General features: G+C 64.5%; 30 protein-coding genes. 7 read left to right on the plus strand and 23 right to left on the minus strand.

Annotation, left to right across the window (positions count from 1 at the left end; genetic code table 11):
* The 22 genes from rplR to rpsL form a co-directional block, all read right to left on the minus strand.
* The gene (gene rplR, locus GGR44_RS14855) at nt 1-366 is read right to left on the minus strand and encodes a 50S ribosomal protein L18 (protein ID WP_183956273.1); all 366 of its coding nucleotides are present in this window, start codon (nt 364-366) and stop codon (nt 1-3) included.
* 1 nt (nt 367) lies between these two features.
* Complete coding sequence (rplF, locus tag GGR44_RS14860; RefSeq protein ID WP_183956274.1) at nt 368-901, minus strand: 50S ribosomal protein L6; 534 nt, start codon at nt 899-901, stop codon at nt 368-370.
* Nucleotides 901-1,296: a 30S ribosomal protein S8 gene (rpsH, locus tag GGR44_RS14865; RefSeq protein ID WP_021239751.1), complete on the minus strand. Its 396-nt coding sequence runs from the start codon at nt 1,294-1,296 to the stop codon at nt 901-903. The genes rplF and rpsH overlap by 1 nt, the downstream gene beginning before the upstream one ends.
* A gap of 12 nt (nt 1,297-1,308) precedes the next feature.
* Entirely contained in the window at nt 1,309-1,614 is a 306-nt protein-coding gene (gene rpsN, locus GGR44_RS14870; RefSeq protein WP_183956275.1) for a 30S ribosomal protein S14, read from the minus strand.
* A 49-nt stretch (nt 1,615-1,663) separates the two neighbouring features.
* Nucleotides 1,664-2,236: a 50S ribosomal protein L5 gene (gene rplE / locus GGR44_RS14875; RefSeq protein WP_183956276.1), complete on the minus strand. Its 573-nt coding sequence runs from the start codon at nt 2,234-2,236 to the stop codon at nt 1,664-1,666.
* A complete protein-coding gene (gene rplX, locus GGR44_RS14880) occupies nt 2,236-2,547 on the minus strand; it encodes a 50S ribosomal protein L24 (protein ID WP_183956277.1) in 312 nt (103 codons plus the stop codon). Before rplX ends, rplE begins: the two co-directional genes overlap by 1 nt.
* On the minus strand, nt 2,547-2,915 hold the full coding sequence (gene rplN, locus GGR44_RS14885) for a 50S ribosomal protein L14 (RefSeq protein WP_183956278.1): 369 nt from the start codon (nt 2,913-2,915) through the stop codon (nt 2,547-2,549). Before rplN ends, rplX begins: the two co-directional genes overlap by 1 nt.
* Before the next feature lie 166 nt (nt 2,916-3,081).
* The gene (rpsQ, locus tag GGR44_RS14890) at nt 3,082-3,345 is read right to left on the minus strand and encodes a 30S ribosomal protein S17 (RefSeq protein WP_009820639.1); all 264 of its coding nucleotides are present in this window, start codon (nt 3,343-3,345) and stop codon (nt 3,082-3,084) included.
* Nucleotides 3,346-3,359: 14 nt separating this feature from the next.
* Entirely contained in the window at nt 3,360-3,563 is a 204-nt protein-coding gene (rpmC, locus tag GGR44_RS14895) for a 50S ribosomal protein L29 (RefSeq protein WP_183956279.1), read from the minus strand.
* A gap of 5 nt (nt 3,564-3,568) precedes the next feature.
* The gene (gene rplP, locus GGR44_RS14900) at nt 3,569-4,000 is read right to left on the minus strand and encodes a 50S ribosomal protein L16 (RefSeq protein ID WP_183956280.1); all 432 of its coding nucleotides are present in this window, start codon (nt 3,998-4,000) and stop codon (nt 3,569-3,571) included.
* Nucleotides 4,001-4,021: 21 nt separating this feature from the next.
* The gene (gene rpsC / locus GGR44_RS14905; protein ID WP_183956281.1) at nt 4,022-4,717 is read right to left on the minus strand and encodes a 30S ribosomal protein S3; all 696 of its coding nucleotides are present in this window, start codon (nt 4,715-4,717) and stop codon (nt 4,022-4,024) included.
* A 4-nt stretch (nt 4,718-4,721) separates the two neighbouring features.
* Nucleotides 4,722-5,108, minus strand: coding sequence for a 50S ribosomal protein L22 (gene rplV / locus GGR44_RS14910; protein ID WP_183956282.1), 387 nt, complete (start codon nt 5,106-5,108; stop codon nt 4,722-4,724).
* Nucleotides 5,108-5,383 carry a 30S ribosomal protein S19 gene (rpsS, locus tag GGR44_RS14915; RefSeq protein WP_021244948.1) on the minus strand — a complete coding sequence of 92 codons (276 nt, stop codon included), beginning with the start codon at nt 5,381-5,383 and terminating at the stop codon, nt 5,108-5,110. Before rpsS ends, rplV begins: the two co-directional genes overlap by 1 nt.
* A 6-nt stretch (nt 5,384-5,389) precedes the next feature.
* The gene (gene rplB / locus GGR44_RS14920; RefSeq protein ID WP_183956283.1) at nt 5,390-6,226 is read right to left on the minus strand and encodes a 50S ribosomal protein L2; all 837 of its coding nucleotides are present in this window, start codon (nt 6,224-6,226) and stop codon (nt 5,390-5,392) included.
* A 10-nt stretch (nt 6,227-6,236) separates the two neighbouring features.
* A complete protein-coding gene (locus GGR44_RS14925) occupies nt 6,237-6,551 on the minus strand; it encodes a 50S ribosomal protein L23 (protein ID WP_183956284.1) in 315 nt (104 codons plus the stop codon).
* On the minus strand, nt 6,544-7,167 hold the full coding sequence (gene rplD / locus GGR44_RS14930) for a 50S ribosomal protein L4 (RefSeq protein WP_183956285.1): 624 nt from the start codon (nt 7,165-7,167) through the stop codon (nt 6,544-6,546). The genes GGR44_RS14925 and rplD overlap by 8 nt, the downstream gene beginning before the upstream one ends.
* 3 nt (nt 7,168-7,170) lie before the next feature.
* Nucleotides 7,171-7,926 carry a 50S ribosomal protein L3 gene (gene rplC, locus GGR44_RS14935; protein ID WP_183956286.1) on the minus strand — a complete coding sequence of 252 codons (756 nt, stop codon included), beginning with the start codon at nt 7,924-7,926 and terminating at the stop codon, nt 7,171-7,173.
* Between the two features lie 319 nt (nt 7,927-8,245).
* On the minus strand, nt 8,246-8,554 hold the full coding sequence (gene rpsJ, locus GGR44_RS14940) for a 30S ribosomal protein S10 (RefSeq protein ID WP_004208724.1): 309 nt from the start codon (nt 8,552-8,554) through the stop codon (nt 8,246-8,248).
* Between the two features lie 207 nt (nt 8,555-8,761).
* Nucleotides 8,762-9,952, minus strand: a complete 1,191-nt coding sequence (gene tuf, locus GGR44_RS14945; protein ID WP_183956287.1) for an elongation factor Tu — start codon at nt 9,950-9,952, stop codon at nt 8,762-8,764.
* A gap of 135 nt (nt 9,953-10,087) precedes the next feature.
* A complete protein-coding gene (fusA, locus tag GGR44_RS14950) occupies nt 10,088-12,181 on the minus strand; it encodes an elongation factor G (RefSeq protein WP_183956288.1) in 2,094 nt (697 codons plus the stop codon).
* Nucleotides 12,182-12,340: 159 nt separating this feature from the next.
* Nucleotides 12,341-12,811 carry a 30S ribosomal protein S7 gene (rpsG, locus tag GGR44_RS14955; RefSeq protein ID WP_183956289.1) on the minus strand — a complete coding sequence of 157 codons (471 nt, stop codon included), beginning with the start codon at nt 12,809-12,811 and terminating at the stop codon, nt 12,341-12,343.
* A 14-nt stretch (nt 12,812-12,825) separates the two neighbouring features.
* Nucleotides 12,826-13,197 carry a 30S ribosomal protein S12 gene (gene rpsL, locus GGR44_RS14960; protein WP_183956290.1) on the minus strand — a complete coding sequence of 124 codons (372 nt, stop codon included), beginning with the start codon at nt 13,195-13,197 and terminating at the stop codon, nt 12,826-12,828.
* Nucleotides 13,198-13,541: 344 nt separating this feature from the next.
* Here rpsL and GGR44_RS17115 point away from each other — a divergent pair, with 344 nt between their 5' ends.
* From GGR44_RS17115 to GGR44_RS14975, 3 genes are all read left to right on the plus strand, one after another.
* Nucleotides 13,542-15,830 carry an EAL domain-containing protein gene (locus GGR44_RS17115; RefSeq protein ID WP_183956291.1) on the plus strand — a complete coding sequence of 763 codons (2,289 nt, stop codon included), beginning with the start codon at nt 13,542-13,544 and terminating at the stop codon, nt 15,828-15,830.
* Nucleotides 15,831-15,980: 150 nt separating this feature from the next.
* Nucleotides 15,981-17,177 (plus strand): peptidoglycan DD-metalloendopeptidase family protein, encoded by a 1,197-nt coding sequence (locus GGR44_RS14970; protein WP_343052360.1) that lies wholly within the window; start codon nt 15,981-15,983, stop codon nt 17,175-17,177.
* The gene (locus GGR44_RS14975) at nt 17,158-17,541 is read left to right on the plus strand and encodes a bactofilin family protein (RefSeq protein ID WP_183956292.1); all 384 of its coding nucleotides are present in this window, start codon (nt 17,158-17,160) and stop codon (nt 17,539-17,541) included. The genes GGR44_RS14970 and GGR44_RS14975 overlap by 20 nt, the downstream gene beginning before the upstream one ends.
* Before the next feature lie 197 nt (nt 17,542-17,738).
* On the opposite strand, the gene GGR44_RS14980 is transcribed toward GGR44_RS14975, so the two are convergent.
* Nucleotides 17,739-19,247, minus strand: a complete 1,509-nt coding sequence (locus GGR44_RS14980; RefSeq protein WP_183956293.1) for a YifB family Mg chelatase-like AAA ATPase — start codon at nt 19,245-19,247, stop codon at nt 17,739-17,741.
* A 104-nt stretch (nt 19,248-19,351) separates the two neighbouring features.
* Here GGR44_RS14980 and GGR44_RS14985 point away from each other — a divergent pair, with 104 nt between their 5' ends.
* The 4 genes from GGR44_RS14985 (at nt 19,352) to GGR44_RS15000 (ending at nt 22,455) form a co-directional block, all read left to right on the plus strand.
* Entirely contained in the window at nt 19,352-19,888 is a 537-nt protein-coding gene (locus GGR44_RS14985) for a (2Fe-2S)-binding protein (RefSeq protein ID WP_183956294.1), read from the plus strand.
* A gap of 193 nt (nt 19,889-20,081) precedes the next feature.
* The gene (locus tag GGR44_RS14990; protein ID WP_246344701.1) at nt 20,082-21,002 is read left to right on the plus strand and encodes an RcnB family protein; all 921 of its coding nucleotides are present in this window, start codon (nt 20,082-20,084) and stop codon (nt 21,000-21,002) included.
* Between the two features lie 126 nt (nt 21,003-21,128).
* Nucleotides 21,129-21,809, plus strand: a complete 681-nt coding sequence (locus tag GGR44_RS14995) for a prolyl hydroxylase family protein (RefSeq protein WP_183956295.1) — start codon at nt 21,129-21,131, stop codon at nt 21,807-21,809.
* A gap of 175 nt (nt 21,810-21,984) precedes the next feature.
* On the plus strand, nt 21,985-22,455 hold the full coding sequence (locus tag GGR44_RS15000; protein ID WP_183956296.1) for an RcnB family protein: 471 nt from the start codon (nt 21,985-21,987) through the stop codon (nt 22,453-22,455).
* The last annotated feature ends 228 nt before the right edge of the window (nt 22,456-22,683 follow it).

Here is a 22,683-nt window from a genome sequence, read left to right on the forward strand (position 1 = left end):
TCAGAACTCCAGCCCGCCTTCGCGGGCGGCATCGGCCAGCGCCTTGACGCGGCCATGGAACAGGAAGCCACCACGGTCGAACACGACCTGGGTGACGCCAGCGGCGGTCGCCGCTGCGGCGACGCGCTTGCCGACATCGGCGGCGGCTTCAGCAGAAGCGCCGGTCTTGCCCAGAGCCTTCGAACCGACATCCTTGTCCAGGGTCGAAGCCGACGCGACGGTCTTGCCGGCGGCGTCATCAATGACCTGGGCGTAGATGTGACGGCCCGAACGATGCACGGACAGGCGCGGGCGGGCGCCCGAAACGGCCTTGAGCGCGGTGCGGACGCGGCGACGACGCCGCGCGAAGAGGGAAAGCTTTGCCATCTTACTTCTTCTTCCCTTCCTTGCGGAAGATGAACTCGCCGGCGTACTTGATACCCTTGCCCTTATAGGGTTCGGGCTTGCGCCAGCGGCGGATCTCGGCAGCGACCTGACCCACCTTCTGCTTGTCGATGCCGCTGATCTCGACCGTGGTGTTATCCGGGGTCTTGATCTCGATGCCTTCGGGCACGTCGAAGTCGACGTCATGCGAATAGCCCAGTTGCAGCTTCAGGGTCTTGCCCTGCGCATTGGCGCGGTAACCGACGCCGGTGATGAGCAGCTTCTTCGAAAAGCCCTCGGTCACGCCGGTGATCAGGTTCTGCACCATCGTGCGCTGCATGCCCCAGAAAGCGCGCGCAGCCTTCGAAGCGTTGGCAGGCTGCACCGAAATGCTACCATCCTCGACCGCGTAGCTGATTTCGTCACGCAACTGGAGCGCCAGTGTGCCCTTGGGGCCCTTGACCGAGAGCTGACCGCCCTCGATGGTCGCCGTCACCCCAGCGGGGATCGCGACAGGCTTCTTGCCAATACGGCTCATCAGAACACCTCCGCCAGCACTTCGCCGCCGACATTCTGTTCGCGCGCTTCCGCGTCGGACAGAACGCCCCTGGGCGTCGAGACAATGGTGATGCCCAGGCCATTGCGCACCACCGGCAGTTCCTTGGAACCCGAATAGACGCGGCGGCCAGGCTTGGACACGCGGGCGACATGCTTGATCGCGGGCTGCCCTTCGAAATATTTCAGTTCAATCCGCAGGCCGGGATGCTTGCCGAGCGCTTCCTCGCTATAGCCACGGATGTAGCCTTCACGCTGAAGAACGTCGAGCACGCGGGCGCGCAGCTTGCTGGCGGGGGACACAACGCTGTCCTTCTTCGCCTGCTGCCCGTTGCGGATGCGGGTGAGCATATCACCCAGGGGATCGGTCAATGCCATCTCAAATGATCCTTACCAGCTCGACTTGGTGACGCCGGGGATCAGGCCCTTGTTGGCCAGATCGCGGAGCTGCACACGGCAGAGGCGGAATTTGCGGTAATAGGCGCGCGGGCGGCCCGTCAGTTCGCACCGGTTGCGGATGCGGGTCGGGTTGCCGTTGCGGGGAATTTCCGCCATCTTCAGACGCGCGATCAGCCGATCGGAGTCGTCAGCGGTCGTATCATTCGCGATCGCCTTGAGCTTCGCATAGCGGCCGGCATATTTCTTCACCAGCTTCTTGCGGCGCTCATTCTTGTTGATCGAACTCAGTTTCGCCATGACTTAAGTTCTCTTTCCTTGGGTTGGTCGGAAAGAGAAGCGGGGCCGTTCAGGCCGCCTGCTTCTCTTCGATCGGGAAGGGGAAGCCGAAGAGGCGCAGCAATTCGCGCGCTTCATCGTCCGTCTTCGCCGTGGTGGTCACGATGATGTCCATACCGCGCACCTTGTCGACGCGGTCATAGCTGATCTCGGGGAAGATGATCTGTTCCTTGATGCCGAAGGCATAGTTGCCACGACCGTCAAAGCTCTTGGGGTTCAGACCGCGAAAGTCGCGAACGCGCGGCAGAGCGATGTTGATCAGGCGATCGAGGAACTCGTACATGCGCTCGCGGCGCAGCGTCACCTTGGCGCCGATGGGCATGCCTTCGCGCAGCTTGAACTGGGCGATCGACTTGCGGGCCTTGGTGATGACGGGCTTCTGGCCCGCGATCAGTTCCATCTCTTCGGCCGCCGAAGTGACCTTCTTCTTGTCCTGGGTCGCTTCGCCCACGCCCATGTTGAGCGTGATCTTCTCGATCCGGGGGATTTCCATGACGTTCTTGTAACCGAATTTCTCGGTCATCGCCTTGGCGATTTCGGCGTCATAGAGCGCCTTGGAGCGCGGGATATATTTGTCGGCCATTACAGCACCTCACCGGACTTGACGGCGACGCGGACCTTCTTGCCGTCGCGGTCCTCGAAACGGACGCGGGTCGGCTTGCCATCCTTGTCGGCGACAGCGACGTTGGAAATGTGCAGCGGCGCGGGCTTGCGATCGATGCCACCCTGGGGGTTCATCTGATCGGGCTTGCGATGCTTCGCATGCACGTTGACGCCTTCAACGAGGACTTTGTCCTCCTTGGGCATGACCTGCAGGACGGCGCCGGTGCGGCCCTTGTCCTTGCCGGCGAGCACGACGACCTTGTCGCCCTTCTTGATCTTGGCAGCGCCCATTACAGCACCTCGGGGGCAAGCGAAATGATCTTCATGTGCTTCTTGGCGCGCAGTTCGCGAACGACCGGGCCAAAGATACGGGTGCCGATCGGCTCCTCGTTCTTGTTGATGAGCACAGCGGCATTGCCGTCGAAACGAATCACCGAGCCATCGGCGCGGCGAATGTCCTTGGCGGTGCGGACGATGACGGCACGATGCACGTCGCCCTTCTTAACCTTGCCGCGCGGCTGGGCTTCCTTGACGGAGACGACGATGATGTCGCCCACGCCCGCGAAGCGCCGCTTCGACCCGCCCAGCACCTTGATGCACTGGACGCGCTTGGCGCCGCTATTGTCCGCGACGTCAAGATTGGATTGCATCTGGATCATTGATCCGGTTCCTTCTCATTTGGCCTACCGGGACAATCCCCGGCGGTTCCGAATTCCTGTTTCGACCCGGAAGATTCGAAACATGAAGCGCGGGCCTTTACCTTCTCCCGAAGGAAAAGGCCAGCCCGCGTTTGCATGTTTTCGACCCCGTGGGCCGGTGACTGGCTCAGGCCGCCGTTTCGGGCGACTTGTGCGTATCCACGCGCTCGATGACCTTCCAGGTCTTCAGCTTGGAAATCGGGGCGGTTTCCTCGATGCGGACCGTCTCGCCTTCCTTGTAGACATTGCCCTCGTCATGGGCATGGTACTTCTTCGACAGGCGGATGATCTTGCCGTAGAGCGCGTGCTTAACCTTGCGCTCCACGCGAACCACCACCGTCTTGTCGGTCTTGTCGGAAACCACCGTTCCCGTCAGCACGCGCTTGGGCATCGTGTGTTTCCTTCTTACTTCGCAGCCGAGCGCGAACGCTCGGACTGAAGGGTCATGATCTGCGCGATCGACCGGCGCACTTCACGCACCCGGCTGGGCTTTTCCAGCTGGTTGGTGGCGGCCTGGAAACGCAGGTTGAACTGCTCGCGCTTCAGGTTGTTCAGTTCGGTCGACAGCTCGTCGTCCGATTTGGTCTTGAGATCAGCAACGTTGGCCATCGGCTTCACGCTCCCAGATGCGAGGTGTCGCCGAGGCGGGCGACGACCTTGGTCTTGATGGGCAGCTTCATCGCGGCGCGCGAGAAGGCCTCTGCTGCGAGCGGACCGGGCACGCCGTCCAGTTCGAACAGGATGCGGCCCGGCTTGACGCGAGCGGCCCAATATTCGACCGAACCCTTGCCCTTGCCCTGGCGGACTTCGGCGGGCTTCTTCGACACCGGAACGTCGGGGAACACGCGGATCCACAGACGGCCCTGACGGCGAAGGTGACGCTGGATCGCGCGGCGGGCCGCCTCGATCTGGCGGGCGGTGACGCGCTCGGGTTCCAGAGCCTTCAGGCCATAGGCGCCGAAGTTCAGGGCGGAACCGCCCTTCGCCTCGCCCTTGATCCGACCCTTGAAGGTCTTGCGGAACTTCATCTTCTTCGGTTGCAGCATGACGCTATACCTACCTTATAATCAGCGCGCCGGGCGCACGCCGGAGGTCTGAGCCTCCAGCATGAGCCGGTCGGTGGCCATCGGGTCGTGGCCCAGGATTTCGCCCTTGAAGATCCAGACCTTGATGCCGCACACGCCATAGGCGGTGTGCGCCTCGGCCTCGGCATAGTCGACGTTCGCGCGCAGCGTGTGCAGCGGAACGCGGCCTTCGCGATACCATTCGGTGCGGGCGATTTCCGCGCCGCCCAGACGGCCGCCGCAGGTGATCTTGATGCCTTCGGCGCCCAGACGCAGGGCCGACTGCACCGCGCGCTTCATGGCGCGACGGAAGGCGACACGGCGTTCGAGCTGGTCGGCGATGCCCTGTGCGACGAGCTTGGAGTCGATTTCCGGCTTGCGGATTTCAACGATGTTCAGCGACACGTCGGACGCGGTGAACTGACCCAGCTTGCGGCGCAGCTTTTCGATGTCCGCGCCCTTCTTGCCGATGATGACGCCCGGACGGGCGGCATAGACCGACACGCGGCACAGCTTGGCCGGACGCTCGATCACGACCTTGCTGATCGCGGCCTGCGGCAGGTTCTTCATGATGTACTGGCGGATCTTCAGATCCTCCAGCAGCAGACGGCCATAATCCTGGCCTTCGGCGAACCAGCGGCTGTCCCAGGTGCGGTTGATCTGGAGACGCAGACCGATCGGATTGCTCTTGTGACCCATGTGCTTACGCCTCCGCTTCTTCGCCAGCTTCACGCACGACGATGCGCACGCGGCTGAAGGGCTTGAGGATACGGGTCGACTTGCCGCGGCCGCGTGCGTGGAAACGCTTCAGGGTGAAGCTCTTGCCCACCGAAGCTTCCGCGACGACCAGCGAGTCGACGTCGAGATTGTGGTTGTTTTCCGCATTGGCGATGGCCGAAGCCAGCACCTTGCGAACGTCGACCGCCATCGCCTTCTTCGAGAAGGCGAGCACGTTCAGCGCGTCTTCGACCTTGCGGCCGCGGATCAGCGCGGCGACCAGGTTCAGCTTCTGCGCCGAACCACGGATCTGCGTGCCGACGGCCAGAGCCTCGTTATCGGCGACGCGACGGGGAGCCTTGGGCTTCGACATCAGCGCTTACCCTTCTTGTCGGCGGCGTGGCCGGGGAAATAGCGGGTCGGGGCGAATTCGCCCAGCTTGTGACCCACCATGTCCTCGTTGACGGACACCGGAACATGCTTGCGGCCATTGTAGACGTTGAACGTCAGGCCCACGAACTGCGGCAGGATGGTGGAGCGACGCGACCAGGTCTTGATCGGGGCGCGGCCACCGGCATCCTGGGCCGCTTCGGCCTTCTTGAGAAGGCTGAGGTCCACGAACGGACCTTTCCAGACGGAACGAGCCATCGCGGATTACCTCTTCTTCTTGGCGTGACGGCTACGGATGATGAACTTGTCCGTGGCCTTGTTGTGACGGGTGCGGGCGCCCTTGGTCGGCTTGCCCCAGGGGGTGACCGGATGACGACCGCCAGAGGTGCGGCCTTCACCGCCGCCATGGGGGTGATCGACCGGGTTCTTGGCGACGCCGCGGGTCAGCGGACGCTTGCCCAGCCAGCGGTTGCGGCCGGCCTTGGCAAGGTTGGTGTTGGCGTTGTCGGGGTTCGACACCGCGCCCACCGTGCCCATGCAGTCGGAACGGATGTACCGCTGTTCACCCGACGACAGGCGAACCATCACCATGCCGCGATCGCGACCAACGAGCTGGGCATAGGTGCCCGCCGAACGGCAGAGCTGACCGCCCTTGCCCGGCTTCATCTCGATATTGTGGATGATCGTGCCGACCGGCATCTGGCCCAGTTCCATCGCGTTGCCCGGCTTCACGTCGGTCTTCTTGCCCGCGATGATCTTGTCGCCGGGGGCCAGACGCTGCGGCGCCAGGACGTAGTTCTGGGTGCCATCGGGATAGCTGACCAGCGCGATGAAGGCGGTGCGGTTGGGGTCATATTCCAGACGCTCCACCGTGCCTTCGACGTCCCACAGGCGACGCTTGAAGTCGATGATGCGATATTTCTGCTTGTGACCGCCCGCGATACCGCGCGAGGTCACATGACCCTTGTTGTTGCGGCCACCGGTCTTGCGCTTGCCTTCGGTCAGCGCCTTGACGGGCTTGCCCTTGTGCAGGCTCGACTTGTCGACGAGGATCAGGCCGCGCTGGGCCGGGCTCGTCGGGTTATAGTGCTTGAGTGCCATTGATCCCGCCTCAAATACCGGTGGTGACGTCGATGGACTGGCCTTCGGCCAGCGTCACGATCGCCTTCTTCACGTCGTTGCGCTTGTAGGGCTTGCCCTTCCAGCGCTTGACCTTGCCCTTCTGGATCAGCGTGTTGACCGCTTTCACGGTCACGCCGAACAGGGCTTCGACAGCAGCCTTGATTTCCGGCTTGGTGGCGTCGCCAGCAACCTTGAAAACCACGGCGTTGTTTTCGGAGAGAAGGGTCGACTTCTCGGTGATGACCGGGGCGACAACCACGTCATAATGACGGTTGGCGACGGTCGCGGCTTCGTTCTTAGCCATTGAAGCGGGCCTCCAGCTTTTCGACCGCGGCGCGGGTCAGCACCAGCGAGTCGGCTTTCAGGATGTCGTAGACATTGGCGCCGACGGCGGGCAGCAGGTCCACGCCGACGATGTTGGCCGACGCCTTGGCGAAGCTGACATTGACCGCGTCGCCGTCGATGAACAGCGCCTTGGACAGGTTCAGCTTGGCAAGGCTGGCGACCAGCGCCTTGGTCTTGCCTTCGGCAACGTCAAGGTTGTCGACCACGATCAGCGATCCGGTCTTGGCCTTCGACGACAGCGCCATCTTCAGGCCCAGCGCGCGAACCTTCTTGTTCAGCGAAGGGTTGAAGTCGCGGACGCGGGCGCCGTGGGCCTTACCACCGCCGATGAAGACGGGAGCGCGGCGATCGCCGTGACGGGCGGTGCCGCCGCCCTTCTGGCGACCGAACTTCTTGCCGGTGCGGGCGACATCGGAACGCTCGCGGGTGCCGCGGGCAGTGCCGCGACGCTTTTCGAGCTGCCAGGTGACGACGCGGTGCAGGATGTCGGCGCGGGGCTCAAGGCCGAAAACGGCGTCGTTGAGCTCCAGATCGCCAGCTTCCGCTGCATCGAGGGTCTGTACGTTGACCTTCATGGTTTAGCCCTCCTGGCCTTCGGTCGCTTCGGGAGCCGCCGCTTCTTCAGCGGGCGTCTCGGCGGCAGCGTTGTTGCTGTTGGCGGCAGCCTTCAGGCTGGCCGGATAGGGCGCGTCGGCGGGGCGCTTCACCTTCACGGCGTCGCACACGGTCAGCCAGGTGCCCTTGGCGCCCGGAACCGAACCCTTGACGAACAACAGGCCGCGCTCGACGTCCGTGCGGACGATCTCCAGGTTCTGCTGCGTGCGTTCGCGGTCGCCCATGTGGCCCGCCATCTTCTTGTTCTTGAACACGCGGCCCGGATCCTGACGGTTACCGGTCGAACCATGGGCGCGGTGGCTGATCGACACGCCGTGGGTGGCGCGCATACCGCCGAAGCCCCAGCGCTTCATGGCGCCGGCAAAGCCCTTGCCCTGGGTGTGACCGGCGACGTCGACCAGCTGGCCGGCGATGAAATGGTCGGCGGCGATTTCCGCGCCGACATCGAGGAGCGCGTCCTCGGCGACACGAAATTCGACCAGACGCTGCTTGGGCTCAACTTCCGCCTTGGCGAAGTGGCCGCGCTGCGGCTTGGCGACATTCTTGACCTTAGCGACACCAGCGCCGAGCTGGACGGCCACATAGCCGTCGCTGTCCACGCTCTTGCGCGCCACGACCTGATTGCCCTCAAGGGCCAGAACCGTGACGGGCACGTGCCGTCCGTCCTCATTGAACAGGCGGGTCATCCCCACCTTCTTCGCGATAACGCCTGTGCGCATCACTATTTGCTCCCACAGAGGCCCGTCTTAGCAACGGGCGTATCCAACGAAAAAACCGCTCAGGATGATTCCCTCGCGGCCCAACCCAAATAATAGATCACCCCGTCAGGGTCGGATGCCGATCCCTCCCGGGAAAGGCGACGGGGGACCAGGACCACGCGCCTGCCCGGTTCACCGGATAAAGGCCGTGCGGTATCCCTTGTGTCGTTTGAGCCCCCAGCGAGCTGGAGTACCCGATACCCTGCCTGTCCAAAGGACCACAGGGACTTGCTTGTTTGCCCGAGACCCCGGCCTTCGCCGGGGCTAAAGACAAACTCGCTTAAGCGAGTTTGATTTCCACGTTCACGCCGGCAGCCAGGTCCAGCTTCATCAGCGCGTCGACCGTCTGCGGCGTCGGCTGCACAATGTCAAGCATACGCTTGTAGGTGCGGACTTCGAACTGCTCGCGCGACTTCTTGTCGATGTGCGGGCCACGGTTGACCGTGAACTTTTCGATGCGCGTCGGCAGGGGAATGGGGCCGCGGATGAGAGCGCCGGTGCGACGGGCGGTTTCGGCGATGTCGCCGGTTGCCTGGTCGAGCACGCGATGGTCGAATGCCTTGAGGCGAATGCGGATGTTGCTGTCCATGTCCTGTTACCGATGCGAAAGAGCCAAATACCCAGCGCATTTTCCAAAATCAGCCGGAGCAGCCGATGATTTATGAAAATGCACCACCAAAAAATATCCGCCCCGTTTCCGGCCCTTCTAGCTCGGTTGAGCCGGAGAAAGGCGATCCGGGGCGGTGGAAAATCACAGCGGCGCGAATCAGGCGATTCGCGCCGCTGCGGTCCTATATTACTTCGAGATCGTGCCGACAACCCCTGCGCCGACGGTGCGGCCGCCTTCGCGGATGGCGAAGCGCAGACCCGAGTCCATCGCGATCGGAGCGATCAGCTTCACGCCCAGCTTCACATTGTCGCCCGGCATCACCATTTCGGTGCCTTCCGGCAGGATCACTTCGCCGGTGACGTCGGTGGTGCGGAAGTAGAACTGCGGACGATAGTTCGCGAAGAACGGGGTGTGACGGCCGCCTTCTTCCTTCGACAGCACATAGACTTCGGCGTCGAATTCGGTGTGCGGGGTGACCGAGCCGGGCTTGGCCAGAACCTGGCCACGCTCAACGTCTTCACGGCCGACGCCACGAACCAGGGCGCCGATGTTGTCGCCGGCGCGACCTTCGTCGAGCAGCTTGCGGAACATTTCAACGCCGGTCACGGTGGTCTTGCGGGTGGGCTTGATGCCGACGATTTCGACTTCTTCGCCGACCTTGACGATGCCGGTTTCGACACGGCCGGTCACCACGGTGCCGCGACCCGAGATCGAGAACACGTCTTCGATCGGCATCAGGAACGGCTTGTCGACCGGACGTTCGGGCTGCGGGATCCAGCTGTCGACAGCCTGCATCAGCTTCAGAACGGCGTCGTGGCCGATTTCCGGGGTCTTGTCCTGCAGGGCGGCAACGGCCGAGCCGGGGATGATCGGAATATTGTCGCCGTCGAAGTCGTACGAGCTCAGCAGCTCGCGGATTTCCAGCTCGACCAGTTCCAGGATTTCCGGATCGTCGACCAGGTCAACCTTGTTCATGAACACCACCAACTGGGGCACGCCGACCTGCTTGGCGAGCAGGATGTGCTCGCGGGTCTGCGGCATCGGGCCGTCGGTGGCCGAAACGACCAGGATCGCGCCGTCCATCTGGGCGGCGCCGGTGATCATGTTCTTCACATAGTCGGCGTGGCCGGGGCAGTCGACGTGCGCATAGTGGCGCTCGGCGGTTTCATATTCGACGTGGGCGGTCGAAATGGTGATGCCGCGCTCGCGCTCTTCAGGCGCCTTGTCGATGTTGTCGTACGAGGTGAAGGTCGCGCCGCCGGTTTCGGCCAGCACCTTCGTGATCGCCGCGGTCAGCGAGGTCTTGCCATGGTCGACGTGACCGATGGTGCCGATGTTGCAGTGCGGCTTCGTCCGCTCAAACTTAGCTTTCGCCATTTTATCCTACCTTCTAATCAAATCCGTGTGGTTTGACCGCTCGGCCGCGCCTTGCGAAGGCGCGTCCATAGCAGCAAATTTCGATATTACCAGCCCCTAACCGACCCGTTCGCACGGGTCGGCCAGAGAAAGTCGTCAGGCCATCTTCGCCTTGACTTCGTCCGCCACATTCTGCGGCACTTCGTCATAGTGCGAGAAGATCATCGAGTAGTTCGCACGACCCTGGGTGAAGGACCGCAGCGAGTTCACATAGCCGAACATGTTGGCCAGCGGCACCATCGCCTCGACCACCTGCGCGTTGCCGCGGCTGTCGGTGCCCTGGATCTGGCCACGACGGCTGTTCATGTCGCCGATGACGTCGCCCAGATATTCTTCCGGGGTCACGACCTCGACCTTCATGATCGGTTCGAGCAGGGTGATGCCCGACTTCTGCGCCGCTTCGCGCATGGCGGCGCGGCCGGTGATTTCGAAAGCCAGGGCCGAGGAGTCGACGTCGTGATAGGCGCCGTCGTACAGCAGGATTTCGAAGTCGATGATCGGGAAGCCGATCAGCGAGCCGGTGGCCGCCGTTTCGCGCATGCCCTTTTCAATGGCGGGGATATATTCCTTGGGAATATTTCCGCCCTTGATTTCATCCTTGAAGATGATGCCCGCGCCGCGTTCGCCCGGCGTCAGCTTCACCTTGATGCGGCCGAACTGGCCGGTGCCGCCCGACTGCTTCTTGTGGGTATAGTCGATGTCGACCGGCTTCTTGAGATATTCGCGATAGGCCACCTGCGGCGCGCCGACATTCGCCTCGACCTTGAACTCGCGCTTCATGCGGTCGACCAGGATTTCGAGGTGAAGTTCGCCCATGCCCTTGATGATCGTCTGGCCCGATTCGTGATCGGTCGAGACGCGGAAGGACGGATCCTCGGCGGCCAGGCGGTTGAGCGCGACGCCCATCTTTTCCTGGTCGGCCTTGGTCTTGGGTTCGACCGACAGTTCGATGACCGGCTCGGGGAATTCCATGCGTTCCAGGATGATCGGCTGGCGCTCGGCGCACAGCGTATCGCCCGTGGTGGTTTCCTTCATGCCGGCCAGCGCGACGATGTCACCGGCATAGGCGGCTTCGATGTCCTCACGGCTGTTGGCGTGCATGAGGAGCATGCGGCCGATCTTTTCCTTCTTGTCCTTGACCGAGTTCAGGTAGGTGCCCTTGGTCAGCGTGCCGGAATAGACGCGCAGGAAGGTGAGCGAACCGACGAACGGGTCGTTCATGATCTTGAACGCCAGGCCCGAGAAGGGCGCCTCGTCCGAGGTCGGACGGCTGTCGGGCTCTTCGGTGTTCGGGTTGATGCCCTGCACGTCGGGAATGTCGAGCGGCGAAGGCAGATAGTCGACGACCGCGTCGAGCAGCGGCTGCACGCCCTTGTTCTTGAACGCAGAGCCGCACAGCACCGGCACGAACGCCTGGTTCAGCGTGCCCTTGCGGATCAGCTTCTTGAGGGCCGCCACGTCGGGCAAATTGCCCTCCAGATAGGCTTCCATCGCCTCGTCATCCTGTTCGACAGCGAGTTCGATCAGCTTTTCGCGATATTCGGCGGCCTTGTCGGCCAGATCGTCCGGAATTGCCTCATAGGTGAACTCGGCGCCCAGATTTTCGTCCTTCCAGATGATCGCGCGATCATTGACCAGGTCGACCAGACCCTTGAAGTCCGATTCCGCGCCGATCGGCAGATAGAGGACGGCCGGGGTCGCGCCCAGACGGTCGATGATCGTCTGCACGCAATAATAGAAGTCGGCGCCGGTGCGGTCGAGCTTGTTGATGAAGCACATCCGCGGCACCTTGTACTTGTCCGCCTGGCGCCACACGGTTTCCGACTGCGGCTCCACGCCGGCAACGCCGTCGAACGCGGCGACCGCGCCGTCGAGCACGCGCAGCGAGCGTTCGACTTCGATGGTGAAGTCGACGTGGCCGGGGGTGTCGATGATGTTCAGGCGATGCTCGGGGCCCTTGCCCTCGTCCGCCTTCCACACGCAGGTGGTCGCAGCCGACGTGATGGTGATGCCGCGCTCCTGCTCCTGCTCCATCCAGTCCATGGTGGCGGCGCCGTCATGGACTTCGCCGATCTTGTAGGACTTGCCGGTGTAGTAAAGGATACGCTCGGTCGTGGTGGTCTTGCCGGCGTCGATATGCGCCATGATACCGAAATTGCGATAGCGTTCGAGCGGATGGCTGCGGGCCATGATGCTTCTCCGTTGCCGGCGCGCCGGCGGTTGGGATTCGTGTGTGTGCGTGGCCCCTAAACCAATCCGTCCGCCATGGGTAGCCACCCACGGCGAACGGACCGAATTTTGAAACCCATGGTCAGGACGCGGGCGAACCGGGTCGCCCGCGGCCCGTTCTTACCAGCGGTAGTGCGAGAAGGCGCGGTTCGCTTCCGCCATGCGGTGCGTGTCTTCGCGCTTCTTGACCGCGTTGCCGCGGTTGTTGGCGGCGTCCAGCAGTTCGCCCGACAGGCGGGCGGCCATGGTGGTTTCGCTGCGGTTGCGCGCGGCGGTGATCAGCCAGCGAATGGCCAGCGCCTGGGCGCGCTCGGGGCGCACTTCGACCGGAACCTGATAGGTGGCGCCGCCGACGCGGCGGCTGCGGACCTCGATACCCGGCTTCACATTGTTCAGCGCGTCGTGGAACATGCCGATCGGGTCCTTCTTGGACTTCGCTTCGACAGTTTCGAGCGCACCGTAAACGATGGACTCGGCGACGGCTTTCTTGCCGTCTTCCATGACGCTGTTCATGAACTTGGACAGAACCTGATCGCCGAACTTGGGATCGGGCAGGATGACGCGCTTTTCGGGGCGACGACGACGTGACATGTTTTCAGTCTCCCTTACTTAGGACGCTTCGCGCCGTACTTCGAACGGCTCTGCTTACGGTTCTTGACGCCCTGGGTATCCAGCACGCCGCGCAGCACATGGTAACGCACGCCGGGAAGGTCGCGTACGCGGCCGCCACGGATCAGCACGACCGAGTGCTCCTGAAGGTTGTGGCCTTCACCCGGGATATAGGTGATGACTTCGCGCTGGTTGACCAGGCGGACCTTCGCCACCTTGCGGAGAGCCGAGTTCGGCTTTTTCGGGGTCGTCGTGTAGACGCGGGTGCAAACGCCGCGCTTTTGCGGGTTGGCTTCCATCGCAGGGACCTTGGACTTGGCCTTCTGCGGTTCACGGCCCTTGCGGACCAACTGGTTGATCGTTGGCATGAAGCCCTTCACCTTTTTCAGTTACTTTACCGAAAAACATCCCGATGCCTGCCGCCTTGTTGAACGGCAATAAGGCCCGGGCGACCAAAGGCCGCCGGGACTTGCGAGAGCATTCCGGCAATGTTCAGCTCGTAATATGCCCGGCTTTGCGCGTCGGGGACCGAATCCCCCCGGCGTTTTTCCCGGCGAGCGGGCCTATAGCGACGCCCCCCTTCATGGTCAAGGCTGACCGGCGCGTCGAACCCGCGCTGCCGCCTCCCCCGATTTTTGACAAATTTTTAACCCTGCCTCGATAGCCTCCCTCCGATTGGCGTCGACGCGCCGCGCAAATCTGCAGGCGATCGGTGACCCGGCTCAACTCCTTGTCTGGCGAATTTTCTAACCCGGCCACCGAAGCGGCCTTCCAGGCCGACCGCCTGGACGAGAGCCGGCGCAATGCCCGCGCGCTGTTTGTCGCCGCAACGGTGCTCGACATCCTTTTCCTGCTGTCGGACTGGCGCTTTGCCGGAACCGACCGGTTCACGATCGTCATCGCGGCGCGCTCGCTCGTCATATTCACGGCGATCAGCAGCTTTGTCGCGCTATCGGGCGTCCGCACCTTCCCCGCGCTCGTCCGCCTTTGCGCGCTCTGGCAGTTCCTCACGACTATCGGCGCCGCCATCTTGGTCGAATCGCGCAGCGACATTGCGATCTTCGTGCTCGTGCTGCTTCCGCTGGTATTTTATCTCGTCGTGCCGACCAGCTTTCGCGGCAGCGCGGGCGGCGGCCTTTTGTGCGGCATTGCGCTGCTGGCCGGATATATGGCGCCCGCCCTCCACTCCCCCACCCTGCCCGGCATGGTGATAGCCATGCTGATCCTGCACAGCGGCATGTGGATCGTGGTGACGCGGTCCAACCGCATACAGCGCAAGGCGTGGATGTCGGCCAGAGAGGCCGAGGTCAGCCGCGCCGCGCTGGCGCATAGCCGCGACACGCTGGAACGTATGTTCATGGCGGTTCCGCTGCCGCTGCTGGTCACCCGCGCCGACGGATCGGTCGAACGGATGAATCAGGCGGCGGCCGATGCCTTCTCGGGCGAAAATGGCGCGTCGCTGGAGAATATCGACCAGGCCTATCTCGACCTTGGCGACAGGGATGCGCTGGTCGGCCAGATCCAGCAACATCGCGCCGTCGACAATTTCGAATGCCTGCTGCGACGCGGCGACGGCATGGTGCGCGACACGCTGATTTCCTCGCGCCCTATCCAGGTTGACGGTGAAGCCTGCCTCATGTCCTGCGTCGTCGACATCACCGAACGCAAGGAGGCGGAACAGCGCCTCGCGCGGCTGGCGATGACGGACAGCCTGACGGGCCTCGCCAATCGCGCGCATTTCATCGCCACGGTGGCGCAGGCGACCCACGCCACATGCGAAGACGCAGGCAAGCTCGCGGTGCTGTTCATCGACCTCGACGAATTCAAGCGGGTGAACGATACGATCGGCCATGATGCGGGCGACGCGCTGTTGTGCGAAATCGCCGCGCGCCTGCGGCTGGCGGTGCGGCCGGGCGATCTGGTCGCGCGGATGGGCGGCGATGAATTCGCCATCCTCCTCACCCGCCTGCGCGGCGAGGTTGACCTCGCGCCGATCATATCGCGCATCAATGCCCAGTTCCACAAACCCATCACCCATGCCGGACGACAGATCGACAGCAGGGTCAGCATCGGCGTCGCGCTGTTCCCCGACCATGGGCGGGATGCGACCGCACTGGTCAAACATGCCGACATCGCGCTTTATCACGCCAAGAATAACGGCCGTGGCCGCACCAGCATGTTCGGCCCCAGGCTGCTCGAAGCATGGGAAACGGAAAGCCGGATGCTAGACCGCGCGCGCCAGTTGCTGGCGACGCCCCATCCGCGACCATGGTATCAGCCCAAGGCCGACCTCCAGACCGGCCGGATCGTCGGGTTCGAGGCGCTGTTCCGTTGCCCCCTGCCCGATGGCGCGGTGCTGATGCCAGGCGACATCGCCGCCGCCTTCGAACATCCCGAACTCGGCCGCGCCATTACCGACCGAATGCTCACCGGGGTGATCGAAGACTGCCGGAACTGGATCAGGGCGGGGATCGCGGTCGGCCATGTCGCGCTCAACATCACCGGCGCTGACGTGAATGACGAACATTTCGCCGATCGGCTCTGCCAGCGCCTGGCACAGGCAGGCGTGCCGCCATCGATGATCGAACTGGAAGTCACCGAATCGGTGTTCCTGGGGCGTCATGCGGATCGCACGGCCCGCACCCTCCAGCGCCTGTCCGATGCGGGCCTGTCCATCGCGCTCGACGATTTCGGCACCGGTTACGCCTCGCTATCCCACCTCAAGCAATTTCCGATCGACGTCATCAAGATCGATCGGGGCTTCGTGCGCGATCTGGAAACCGACCCCGAAGACGCCGCCATCGTCAGGACGCTGCTCAACCTCGCCTACAGCCTGGGCATCACCACCGTGGCCGAAGGGGTGGAGAATGAGCGCCAGAGCGCCTATCTGCGCGCGGGCGGGTGCCAGATCGGCCAGGGCTATCATTTCGGCAAGGCCATGCCCGCCGATCAGGCCATCGCCCTGCTCGCCCGCGCAGATTCGGGCGAAAAAACAGGCTGAAAATTGCATTCGGTCGGGAACCGCTCAGCTTCGCCTTCGTTTCACCCCGGTCAAGGCTCGACTCGTCACGACTCCGCCCACTAAAATTGGTGCGGAGCCGAAACCTTTGCTACGCGCCCGAATCGTCGAATAAATATAGCGGGTCGGCGGGTGCATCATAACAAAATATCGCGGATAGCCGCGCTCAAGGCGCGAATATCAGCCTTGTTCCCGGATCGGGAAATCTTCCTGCGTTCCGGCGGGCGGGTGCGTTTTGTGCGGATCAGCCGCCGGGCGCAGATCATCGGCGCAGGCTGCGCTTCGGCGCTGGTGCTGGGCTGGGGCGCGCTGACCCTGGGCATGATCGCCGACAGCGCAGGCGTGGCGCGCGACCGCGCCGCCCTCACCCAACAAGGTCAGGCCGTCGCCAGCAAGGCCAAGGCCGTGAACGCCTACCGCCAGTCGGTCGACGAACTGGCCGACGACCTTGAAGCGCGCCAGGACTTCATGGAAGACATCTACCGCAGCCATTTCGGCGCCGACGCCGACAAGGGCAAGGACGCGGTTGTCGGTCAGGACGATCGGAAGAAGGCGGAACCGGCGAAGAAAGCCGCCACATTGTCGGCCCGCATCAGCGAAGCGCCGGGCGCAGCGCCGCTGCTGCGGATCGAGCAGCGCCAGCACCGGTTCGCCGCGCTGCTGACCGACGCCGTCCGCCGCCGCGCCGACAAGGCCGCCGCCGCCATCCGCAGTTTTGGCCTCAACCCCGACGCGCTCGCCCGCAACGCCGCGCGGGCGCAGGGCGGCCCCTTCGTGCCGTGGAAGGGCGACCGTGACGCGCTGACCGAAGATCTCAGGGCGCTGGCCGTCGCGCTCGACCGGATGGAGTTCCTTGAACGCACGCTCGTCGCCATCCCGTCGGGCCAGCCGACCGCCGCGCCGATGCTGACCAGTTCCTACGGCTATCGCCGCGATCCGTTCAACGGCCGCCCCGCCTTCCACGCCGGCCTCGATTTTCCCGGCCGCTATGGCCAGCCCATCCTTTCGGCCGCACGCGGCCGGGTCAGCTATGTCGGCCAGCGTCAGGGCTATGGCAATGTGGTCGAGGTCGACCATGGCAATGGCCTGATGACCCGTTACGCCCACCTGTCCGGCTTTGGCGCCCGCGTCGGCCAGTCGGTGGCGCGCGGAGACGCAATCGGCCGCATGGGCTCCACCGGCCGGTCGACCGGCACCCACCTGCATTTCGAAGTTCGCCTGAACGGTCAGGCGATCAACCCCCGCCGCTTTCTGGAGGCCCGCCAAGATGTTCTCCAAATCCAGCAAACCGCCAAAGCCCGCTTCGCCGATGTCGGCAACCGGGGGTAAGAACACGCCCTTCTCGCTCATCGGCGGGGATGTCGTCATCACCGGCAATATCAGCGCGTCGGTCGACCTGCATATCGATGGAAAGGTCGAAGGCGACATTGAATGCGCCGCGCTGGTGCAGGGGCCAGACAGCACCATTCGCGGCCATGTCACGGCGCGCGCGGCGCGGCTGGCGGGCCTTGTCGACGGGTCGATCACGGCCGAGGAACTGGTGCTGGAAAGCAGCGCGCGCGTGACCGGCGACGTGCGTTACGAACGCATCACCATCGCTGCGGGCGGTCGCATCGACGGCCATTTCGCCCACCGCGATACTGAAACGACCACCGGCGAGCTTAAACTGATCGCCAGCGACAAGAGCGCCTGACAGCATTCCCCTAACGGCATTTGTCACTGGAGCCGCGCCTGCCCCGCCCCTAATCCGGCGGAAAGGAGGGCACCGCCATGGAATATCCCGATTACTGGCAGGATGTGCGCCGTTTTCTGATCGGCCTCGCCATTGGCGGCATCGCTATCGGCCTGATGACCCTGTTCAACATCGACTGGATCCCGAATTGAGCCGGGTCAATTGACCGGCGCGCGCCGCCGGTAACTCAGCGCCTCGGCGACATGGATGCGCGCCACCTGTTCCGCCCCCGCCAGATCCGCGATGGTGCGCGCCACCCGCAATATTCTCGTATAGCCGCGCGCCGACAATTTCATCGCCACCGCCGCCTGCGCCAGCAGGTCGCGCCCCGCCGCATCCGGCCCGGCGACCGACTCCAGCCGCTCGCCATCGACTTCCGCATTGGTGCGCGTGGCCGTGCCCGCATAGCGCGCCGTCTGGACCGCGCGCGCCGACGCCACCCGCGCCGCCACCTCCGCCGATCCTTCCGTCGGGGGCGGCAGCACCAGGTCGGCCGCGCTCACCGCATTGACCTCCACATGCAGGTCGATGCGATCGAGCAGCGGCCCGGACAGGCGGGTCTGATAGTCGACCGCGCAGCGCGGCGCGCGCGAGCAGGCGAGCGCCGGATCGGCCAGATGGCCACAGCGACACGGGTTCATCGCCGCGATCAACTGCACCCGTGCGGGAAAGGTGACATGGGCGTTGGCCCGCGCAACGCTCACCTGCCCCGTTTCCAGCGGCTGGCGCAGCGAATCGAGCACCGCGCGCTGAAACTCCGGCAGTTCGTCGAGGAACAGCACGCCCAGATGGGCAAGGCTCACTTCCCCCGGCCGCGCGCGCAGCCCGCCGCCCACCAGCGCCGCCATCGACGCGCTGTGATGCGGCGCGCGGAACGGGCGGGCGCGGCTGATCCGTCCCCCCTCCAGCAGCCCGGCAACGCTCGCCACCATGGAGCTTTCCAGCGCCTCGGCCGGAGTCATTTCCGGCAATATGCCCGGCAGGCAACTGGCCATCAGCGATTTGCCCGCCCCCGGCGGCCCGACCATCAACAAATTGTGGCCACCCGCCGCGGCGATCTCCAGCGCGCGCTTGGCGACCTCCTGCCCCTTCACCTGCCGCAGATCGGCGGTCCGCACGGGCGGATCGACGGCGCCCGGCTGCGGCGCGCCGAGCACCGCTACGCCCTTGAAATGATTGAGCAGCGTCAGCAGGTCGGGCGCGGCGGCGACATCGACATTGCCCGCCCAGGCCGCCTCCGCCCCCTGCGCCGCCGGACAGATCAGCCCCATCTCCCTGCCCCCGGCATGGAGCGCGGCGAGCAGCACGCCGGGCGTCGGCATGATCCGCCCGTCCAGCCCCAGTTCACCCACGACGACAAACCCCGCCAGCGTCTCCGCGTCGATCACCCCCATCGCCCCCAACAGCGCCAACGCGATCGGCAGGTCGAAATGCGACCCTTCCTTGGGCAGGTCGGCGGGCGACAGGTTGACGGTGATGCGCTTGGGCGGCAACGACAGGCCGATGGCGGCAATGGCGTTGCGCACCCGTTCCCGGCTTTCGGCCACCGCCTTGTCGGGCAGGCCGACGAGGATGAAATTGGGCAGGCCGGAAACAAGCTGGCACTGCACCTCCACCGCGCGCGCCTCCAGCCCCAGATAGGCGACCGTCGCAACCGTCGAAACCAAACCGATCCCCCTTCACCCCGTTGCCCCGGCAGCTTGGGCAGCGATGGCATGGAAGTCGAGCGCTTTGTTGGCGCGACCGCGCAGGATCGGCTAAGGACAGGGCCATGACCCGCTTCACCGTCAACGACCGGCCCGTCCATTATCGCATGGACCCGGACACGCCCCTGCTCTGGGCCCTGCGCGACGCATCGAACCTGACCGGCGCCAAATATGGCTGCGGCACCGGCGATTGCGGGGCCTGCACCGTCGACATAGATGGCGAGGCGACACGATCCTGCCAGATCAGCATCGCCCAGGCCGAGGGACGCTTCGTCACCACCATAGAGGCGCTGTCGCCCGATCGCGGCCATCCGGTGCAACAGGCCTTTGCCGCCGACAATGTGTCGCAATGCGGCTATTGCATCCCCGGCGTCATCATGGCGGCGCAGGCGCTGCTCCGGCGCACCAACGACCCCAGCGACGAACAGATCGACGCCGCGATCACCAACATCTGCCGCTGCGGCGTCTATCCCCGGCTGCGCGGCGCCATCAAGCGCGCGGGCCGGATCATGCGCGGCGAGGAACAGGTCGCCGCCGCCCCCCCGCCCGGCATCGCGCCGGAGGATGCGGCGCGCGCCGTGCCGGCCCTCGGCAAGCGCTGACGCTTCTCCCGAACCGATGGCCCCGGCGCTGCCCACGCTGGCGCTGCACGCCCCGCGCGGGCGCCCGAAGCGGGCATGGCGCGAATCTTTCAGAATGCTGACAGGATAATTCAGCAAGTCGTCATCGACAGGCGCATAGAAGAACGGACATGACGGGATGCAGGATGCCCGGTTTGGGAAAGGCGAAACGCCGATGTTCAGGAAATGGATGCTGGCCGGTCTGATGACCGCCACGATTTTGGGCGGGGTCGCACCCGCCTATGCGCAGCGCGGCGAAGATCGCCGCGGCGACGGCCGCCGGTCGGAAGGACGCGTCGAACAGACCCGGCCGCAGGGCAACCATAATATGCGCGGCAATTGGAACCAGGCGCAACAGCGCCCGGCTCCCCAGCGCCAGACGCCGGTTCAGCCGCAGGTTCGTGCGCAGGCTCAGGTTCGGGCGCAGGACGATCAGCGCCGGTGGCAGGCCCGGCCCGCGCCGCAGCAGCGCGTAACGCCCCCGCAACAGGGCGATAACCGCGTCTGGGATCGGGGCGAACGCGCCCGCGAGCATCGTCAGGACTGGCGACAGGAAAAACGGGATGATCGCCGCGAAGGGCGCGGGGATCGGCGCGAGGATCGGCAGGACTGGCGGCAGGATCGCCGGGACGACCGCCGCGACTGGCGCGAGGATCGCCGCGACGACCGCCGCGACTGGCGGCAGGACCGCCGCGACGAATGGCGCAACGACCAGCGCCGCGACGAATGGCGCCGCGATCAGGCCCGCCGCTACAGCGACCGCGACCGCTGGAACAGCCAGCGCCGCTGGGACAATCGCTGGCGCGCCGAACGCCGCTATGACTGGAACAGCTATCGCACCCAGTATCGGGAACGCTATCGGCTGGGCCGCTATTATGCGCCGCGCGGATGGGATTATGGCTATCGCCGCTTCTCGATCGGCTTTTTCCTGAGCAACATGCTCTACAGCAATAACTACTGGATCAACGACCCCTATTATTATCGCCTGCCGCCCGCTTATGGCACGCTGCGCTGGGTGCGTTATTATGACGACGCGCTGCTGGTCGACATTCGCGACGGTTATGTCGTCGACGTGATCCACAATTTCTTCTGGTAAGCCATCCTGAACTGGCCTTCAGGAATACTGGCCCGGGGCGTCGCAACCCCGGGCCTCTCTTTTTTCGATTCCTCGCATGGCTTTACCGTTGCCTGCGCCGACAGGCCGATGGCAGGAAAGAGGCATATGGACAGTAAAACCCCCGACGATGGCGGCGCGGCATCGCCCGCCCGCGCCGCGATGAGCGCAAAGGTGCGCGAGCGGCTGAACCGCAACCCGATGGTCAGCCGGATCGAAACGCCGCTGATCGACATGTACGTCCGCCATGATTTCGCTTCGGCGCAGGAATGCGCGCGGCTGCGCGAACTGATCGACGCAGACGCCCAGCCGTCATCGCTGTTCGCGGGCAGCGCCAGCCCGGATTGGCGCACCAGCTCCAGCTGTCATCTTGATCCGTGGGAAGCGACGGTGGAGGCGGTCAGCGACCGGATCTGCGCCCTCATGGGCTTGGCCCCCGCCCTGGGCGAAACATTGCAGGGCCAACGCTATCATGTCGGCCAGCAATATAAGGCCCATTATGATTTTTTCCCGGTCAATACCGATTACTGGCCACGGATGCGCGACAGCGGCGGCCAGCGGTGCTGGACCGCGATGGTCTATCTGTCCGGCGTCGCAGCGGGCGGCGAAACCCATTTCCCCCATGCCGGGTTCATGGTGCCCCCGCGCGAGGGCATGTTGCTGGTCTGGAGCAACCTGACGGCCGACGGCGCGCCCAATGAAAAGACCGCCCACGCCGCCTTGCCGGTGGCTGTGGGGACGAAATATGTCGTCACCAAATGGTTCCGCGAACGGCCCTGGACGCCGTGACGCCGCGCATCCGCGCCGATTACACTTTGCGACATAAATGACTGAAAGCTGACGCCGCCATTCCCCACCCGTTCAGCGACGCAGCGCCATAAGGGGCCTGTTGACGCGGCCCGGACGGAACCGCCCGCCGCCGTCATCCCGAATGAACAGCCCATGGCTGAAAAGGAGACAGGCAATGCGTAAGATCATTCTTCTGGGCCTGATGGCCGCCGCGATCATGCCCGCCAGCGCGATGGCGCAATCGGCCGGGGAGCTTCGCCGCGACCGCCAGGACATCCGCCAGGAACAGCGCGACCTGCGCGACGCCCGGCGTTACGGCGACCGCCGCGACGTGCGCGAGGAATGGCGCGATTATCGCCGCGCGAAGCAGGAATATCGCGAGGATTGGCGCGATTATCGCCGCACCCACCGCAGCGTCTATCGCGCCGGGCGCTGGACCGCCCCCTTCCGTTATCATAGCTGGCGGGCGGGCGCAGTGATCCGCCCCTCTCATTACAGCTCGCGCTATTATATCGCCGATCCCTATCGCTATCGCCTGCCCCGTCCGGCGGCCAATCTGCGCTGGGTCCGTCACTATAACGACGTGCTGCTGGTCAACATCCGCACCGGCCGCGTGGTCGATGTGCATCGCGGCTTCTTCTGGTAAGACGGCCCCCCTTCCATCCAAAGGAAAGGCGGCTTCGGTTCTGTCCGAAGCCGCCTTTTTTGAAGGGACGGGGGTTCAAGAAGACTACCCCCCTTGGCCGCGCCGCTCGTTTCCGCGCCGCGCGGCCGATGGCGCGCTTTGCAGCGGCGCCATCAGTCCGAAAGGGGGTGGACTGAAGTGGCAAACGCGATCGCCTGCCGAAAGTTCCCGTTACAACCGCTGAAATCG

It is taken from the genome of Sphingobium fontiphilum, assembly GCF_014196635.1.
GTDB lineage: Bacteria > Pseudomonadota > Alphaproteobacteria > Sphingomonadales > Sphingomonadaceae > Sphingobium > Sphingobium fontiphilum.